Source organism: Corynebacterium striatum ATCC 6940 (genome assembly GCF_000159135.1).
Taxonomy (GTDB): domain Bacteria; phylum Actinomycetota; class Actinomycetes; order Mycobacteriales; family Mycobacteriaceae; genus Corynebacterium; species Corynebacterium striatum.
In genome coordinates this window covers 1,612-4,807 of the sequence record NZ_GG667530.1, presented here as the reverse complement: position 1 = coordinate 4,807, position 3,196 = coordinate 1,612, and the positions used below count along the sequence as shown (strand labels likewise).

The following is a 3,196-nucleotide window of genomic DNA, read 5'->3' as shown; positions in this document are numbered from 1 at the left end:
ACTTGACTAATGTGACCCTAACTATCCTTCCAACTATAGATTGAGAGGTTTGCTTTGAACGCTTCCCTTCGGCGCCGCCTTGTCATTGGCGCCACCGTGCTTGCGCTCTGCGCCCCCGCCTCTGTCACGGTGAATGTGGCGCACGCTCTTCCGACGATCGACGCAGCCGATGCTCCTGGCTGTGCCGGTGAACGGGACACCCGCCACCCGAACATCGGCGTGGAATTGGATGTCACTGGTCCTGATGAAATCGACGTGACCAAGGACATGACCTTCAAGCTCAAGGGCACCGGCATTCATCCGAAGTCCACCCCAGGTGCCTCCAACGGTATGTACGTGGTACTCACACCCACGAGCGTGTGGCGCATTGGGCACTGCAGCACCATGACCGGTGACGGTGATGCGCTCATCGCACGTTGGGTCCCTGCTGGCGAGTTTGAAAAGAATGGCGGCAAACTCGACTTGGATCTGAAGGTGGAAGCGAACTCCCTCCAGCCAGGGCAGACCTATTCCCTCGGGTTCATGGCAGCGCACGGTCTCGCGCTCAGCGAGCGCTACTTCGACCGCGGCATCACCTTTAAGGTTCCCGCGGTTGGGTCGGACAAGGTGGAAACTCCCTTTGGCGTCCGTGGTGAGGTCAACGACAAACGCGACATCACCGTGAAATGGGACTACTCCCAGTCGGTGCCAGGCACCGCGTGGCGTGCCCAGGTTGAATGCGTCGAGCACTGCACCAGCGCAAAGACGCTGCGCACACTGGACAACAATGACCCCAATACCCGCTCTGTCACATTCGAGGACGGTGATGCGGGTGTCTACCAGGCTTCCGTTAACGCGAGCCGTTGGGTGAACGGTAAGTATGTGACGACAGATTTTGGGGTGTCGTCGAGGTTTGTGGTGGGGGACGTCGATAAGCCAATCAGTCAGCGACTCCACGCGACCGGAATTGAGCATGACTACGGCGAGTACGTGGCGCCTGGCACTGAAATCACCCTGAAGTCCCCGATTGAGGGGAAAACGGAGTGGACTGTCGCCGGTGTGAAGAAATACACGGTGGATCCGGCAACGCAGGCGCTGCGCTTCACCATGCCCACCAACCCGGTGCAAGTGGAAGCTGCGGCAGCGAAGGAGGAGCCGGCGCCCGTTGCTCCCGCGGGTTCGGCGCAGCTACCCGCATGGGGTGCTGCGCTGATCGGGATGGCAGCAACCTTGCTGGCAGTAGTTGCCGGCTTGGCTGCCCATTCCCCCGTGCTGAAAGAGCTATTGAAGCGCTTTAACCCTTAAACAGGTAGGCGGCCGCGATCGTGTGGATCGCGGCAATGCCACCGAGAAGCGTCGCGATGACACCGAGCACGATCGCCACGATCGACTCCGGCGCCATCGGCTGCTTCGCAGGGGCAGGCATGTCCACCGGGTCCAGCATCGTACCGTCCGTCAGGGTGATGACGAGCTGACCCGCCGCATTCGTGGTTACGGAGGCGATGCCGCGCCCCTCTTTGCCGTTATTACCGTCCTTACCGTCCGTGCCCGGCTTTCCTTCGGCGCCGTCCTTACCGGTGACCTTGCCTAGGTCCTTCGTCGTGCCGTCGGTGAAGGTGAGGATGAGGTGGCCAGCGTCGTTGATCCGCGCGTCCTTGACGCCGTTGGTGGCCCCAGTGTCGGACCCAGTGTCGGAGCCAGTACCGGGCTTATCTTCACCCAGCGTCAGCGTCGCGGTAAACGGCGACGGCTTCTTCTGGTCGTCCCAGCGCGAGCCGGAAGCATAGAACCAGGAGCGGACGGAGTCCGTGATGTTGTTGATCAGCTCGGTCGGCCACGCGTCGTCGTAGGAGATGTCCTCGTCGCGGACGTAGGTCACGCCTTCGTAGTTGGGGGTGGCGGTGATGGTGGCGGTGGTGCCGTCGATAGCAATTTCGGCGCCTTTAAACGTTGCCACGGTGACGCGCTTTGCGTCCTTGTTGTTGGCGGGCTGGTTGGGGTCCGTCGAGCTCACGGTGGCGGTGATGATGCCGGAGCCCCCGGTGACCTCCAGTGCGAAGTCTTGGAAGGTGATGGTCTGTGCCCCGTTGATGGTGTAGGTCACGCTGCCTGGCCACTGGACCGAGGCGTCCTTGGTGTCCTTGTTTACCCAGCCGGTGGCTTTGGTGAGTTTGAGGCTTCCGTTGGCTGGCTCGAACTCGTCGGCGGGGACGATGGAGACTCCTTCGCCACTGGCCTTCGCGTCCCAGAGGAGTGCACGCTTGCTCAGTTCCCACTGCAGGGTCTGCTCGGCGGTGGCTGCGAGTGGGGTCGTGCCGGAGGCGACAGTGACAGTGGCCGCATTGTCCACCGCCTGCGCGGGAATGGCGAGTGGTGCGAACGTGAGGCTTGTAGCAACTGCTGCTGCGGGGAGGGCCGTGTGGACCCAGCGACGGGAAGAAATGAACATCAGGAATTATCCTCCTTTAGTTGTAGTAAGTTTGGCTAACCTTAACAGAGGGGGAGGGGTTCCTAGAAGTCAGCTCGTGGTGAGCTATTTGCGCCAGTATTGCTCCAGGTTGCGCAGCCTTTCTTCCATCTCAGACGTGGGTGTTTCATCGCGGCTTTGCGCGTACACCTCGGAGGTGAGGCCGGTGACCAGGTAGACGATGCGCGCGCCGACGTTCACGCAGTGGTCGGCGTAGCGCTCGTAGAACCGGCCGATGAGGGCGGCGTCCACGGCCGCACGGCTGGAACCTTCCCAGTCTTTGCCGGTCACGGTGGTCAGGAGGTAGCGGTGGAGCTCGTCGACATGATCGTCGATTTCGTTCATCTCCAGGGCCAGGTCCGCGTCCGGGCTGATCAACTGGTCGTGGATGAGCTCGCCCATCGTGTCCACCATTTTGGCCAGCTCTCTGACCGTCGATTGCAATTGCTTATCGACGACCTCCTCCGGATACCTCAACCTCGCCGTATTCGCCACGTGCTTGGCCAGCGCCCCCATCCGGCTGAAGTCCTCCACGATGTAGATGGAGGTGAACACTTGGCGCAGCTCGGTGGCCACGGGGTTCTCCCGGGCGAGGAGTTGCATACTGCGGTGTTCGCAGCGCTCACGGATCTCCTTGAGGGAGTCGGCCGCGGTGAGGGCTTCCTCGGCGTCTTCGAGCGAGGCCTCAAAGAGAGCCTTCGTGGCGGACGCCATGATGCCCCGGACTGTGTCACTCATGATCTTCAGGTC

3 protein-coding genes are annotated in these 3,196 nt (G+C 61.6%); 1 reads left to right on the top strand and 2 read right to left on the bottom strand.

Annotated elements, in window-relative coordinates; genetic code table 11:
* Positions 1 to 54 precede the first annotated feature (54 nt).
* Positions 55 to 1,284 carry a hypothetical protein gene (locus tag HMPREF0308_RS11545; protein WP_005531803.1) on the top strand — a complete coding sequence of 410 codons (1,230 nt, stop codon included), beginning with the start codon at positions 55 to 57 and terminating at the stop codon, positions 1,282 to 1,284.
* On the opposite strand, the gene HMPREF0308_RS11540 is transcribed toward HMPREF0308_RS11545, so the two are convergent.
* A complete protein-coding gene (locus HMPREF0308_RS11540) occupies positions 1,274 to 2,428 on the bottom strand; it encodes an HtaA domain-containing protein (RefSeq protein WP_005531801.1) in 1,155 nt (384 codons plus the stop codon). The two genes, HMPREF0308_RS11545 and HMPREF0308_RS11540, sit on opposite strands and share 11 nt — an antisense overlap.
* Positions 2,429 to 2,512: 84 nt before the next feature.
* On the bottom strand, positions 2,513 to 3,196 hold a 684-nt coding region (locus HMPREF0308_RS11535; protein ID WP_005531800.1), incomplete at its 5' end, for a phosphate signaling complex PhoU family protein.

Excerpts from the sequence above, each read along its gene's own strand:
- HMPREF0308_RS11540 (WP_005531801.1), bottom strand. The coding sequence starts at position 2,428 with ATGTTCATTTCTTCCCGTCGCTGGGTCCACACGGCCCTCCCCGCAGCA.